2 protein-coding genes are annotated in these 2432 nt (G+C 52.8%); both read right to left on the bottom strand.

Going from position 1 to position 2432, the window contains the following annotated elements:
• Positions 1–157 precede the first annotated feature (157 nt).
• A complete protein-coding gene (locus tag DXB44_RS06010) occupies positions 158–1042 on the bottom strand; it encodes a hypothetical protein (RefSeq protein ID WP_118658081.1) in 885 nt (294 codons plus the stop codon).
• A gap of 12 nt (positions 1043–1054) precedes the next feature.
• Positions 1055–2432: relaxase/mobilization nuclease domain-containing protein (locus tag DXB44_RS06005; protein ID WP_118658085.1), on the bottom strand; the 1378-nt coding region annotated here is incomplete at its 5' end.

Here is a 2432-nt window from a genome sequence, read left to right as displayed (position 1 = left end):
TTCTTTTTGTTCAAACGCACGCTCCTTTGATCGTCCCACCGTGGCAAATTCGGGCGAGAAAATCAAAGTTCCAATTTTTATCAGGCGCAAGGGCGCGGATGCTTTCCGCCCTGCTCTTGCGGCTGGTGGCTCGTTGATGGCTTACAAGTGCCTGTCGTTATGCGATTTCTTTATCGTTCAGCATTTCTTCAAACTGTGCCATATACGCTTTGTGCTGCTTGAGGATTTTTAGCGTTTCAGTTTTGGCGTAGGAATCGTCCGGTAGCTTAGGCAAGTATCTCATCAAAAAATCAAAGTCCTGCTGAATCCGCCGGACGGCGACTTCCAGCGCAGAGTAGTTGATTCCAGAGTAGTGTGAGTAGCTCGACTGCGGAGCGGGACGGTCTTCCGGGTGCAGAATCTCGTGCACGATCTGCTTACGGTTCGGAAAATCCGCTCTGGCGAGGCGGTGCATATCGGCATCACGGACTTTGAATTGCCCAGACAGGATTTTTTCCTGCATACCGGGCACCATCTGTTCCATGATCTCCACGCCCCGCATGAACTTTTCAGAACGGGCAACGTAGGATTCGCTGACATTGTTCCGCTCTGCAATCTGCTTACGAACACTTGCTTCCGCAGAGGTGGGAGGAATTGTGTCAATTTGACACAATTCCTCCGGGGCGTTTTTCTTGGCAGCAGCCGTGTGCTGGTTGTTGCCGTTTCCACCGGGCTTCCGATGCTCCACACTGTACTGCTTTCCAATGAGGAACTTCTTCTGCTCCGGGGTCAGATTACGCCGCCCCAACTGATTCTTGCAGATCCATGCGAGGACTTCTTCTCTGCTTTCAAACGGGAGCGGCATGGTGGAGAAAGAGATTTCGGGATGCTCCTGAACGATTTCATAACGATTGTGGCCATCAACAAGGGTATTACCCCAAACAATCAAAGGAGAAATCAGCTTGCCCTCTTTGAGGATGTTTTCTTCAAGCTGCTTAAATTCATCATCGGTCAAAGGGGGAATCTGGGACTGAAACTCCGGGTCGATTTTCAAGTTGATCATACGCACACTCCTTTATCTCTCCTGCTGCGTCTGCTCTTCCTCCCGGAAAAAGGACGCAACATTCTGCTTTGCGGTTTTCAGTTTGAGCAGTTCCTCTTTAGATTCCTTGTACTGCTCGTAGAACTTTGCCTTTTCGGATGCCAACTGTGCATACTCGGCTTCCAGCTTTTTCGGGCTGGGCAGCTTTGTGGTGTTGTTTGCCTTGAAATAGGCTGCTGCCACCCGGTATGCTGTCAGCTCTGCACGGTGCTGCTCCTCAAAGGCTGCGGGTCGCTTGGCGGTCTTTAACTGCTGTGTGATGTTCTTGGTGCTGGTGTAGGCTGCGACCTGATAGCGCAGCTCTTTGTTGGCCTTCATGCGACCTTCGAGGTCTTTCACCACCGCCAGCGAGTCGTGATACTTGGTTTCCAGTTCGGTGATGCGCTGGTTCAGAGCGTCCTCGTCGGTCAAGCCCTTTTCCTGCAGAAGCTTCACGGTCTGTGCCATAACTTTGAGATTGTGTTTCGTGAGCCAACGCTGATAGCCGATGCCTTTGCCCTCGGTCATCTTCGACTGGATGTCAATCAGTTTCCCGATGGTATCCTGCTTGAACTGCGACTTGGGTTTGCGTTCGGCATTTGCCTGCAACGTAGCAAGCACTGCCGCCTTATCGAACTTGTCACCGAGATGTTTCGCTCGGATAAACTTCGTTCTGCCGGAAGGCAAATAACTGAGTCGTCCACGGCTTTCCTTGACGGCAATGCCGTACTGCTGCAAGAGCCTGTCGGAAAAATCCTCAAAGCTGGTAGCACGGTACAGCACCGAAGAAATCTGTTTCCGCAAGATGTCCTTTACGGTTTCAAACTTCTTCTGCTGGGGTGGTTGTCCGGCTGCGGCAAAGGCTGCGTTTGCAAGGTCGAGCTTCTGCTGCCCACGCCGCCTTGCCCAATACTCAGCTTCGCTCACGCGCTCTTTCGAGCCGTTGAGCAGGTCAATCTGGTACAGTCCGGCACCCTCGCACAGTTCCATGACCTCGACACGGAGGTGCCGCATAGTCTGGGCGGTGCTGGAGTGCTTCATGCCCTCGCGCCAATCGCGGGGCTTCTGCATATAGGGCTTGCGTTCCACTTCTCGCGTTCGGGTGCTGCCGATCACGATGTGGACGTGGATGTTTCCCGAATGGTTGTGCCCATCGGGGTGAGTGCAGACGATGGCAGGATGACCGGGAAAATTTTCAGAACAAAACTTCAGGCCAAGTGCCTGTGCCTTTTCCATGGTCAGGCCGTTGTCGGCTGCATCTCTGGGGTCGAAGCTGATGATATACTGATGGCTCTTAATATCATCGCGTTGGGTGTTCTTGCCATACTTGCGGTTTGCCAGCAGACAGGCCGTTGCGAACGAGAAATCGCCG

It is taken from the genome of Faecalibacterium sp. OM04-11BH (assembly GCF_003482185.1).
GTDB classification, from domain to species: Bacteria; Bacillota; Clostridia; order Oscillospirales; family Ruminococcaceae; genus Faecalibacterium; species Faecalibacterium tardum.
Note: the sequence above shows the minus strand (reverse complement) of the source record. Positions and strands in the feature narration are given on the sequence as shown.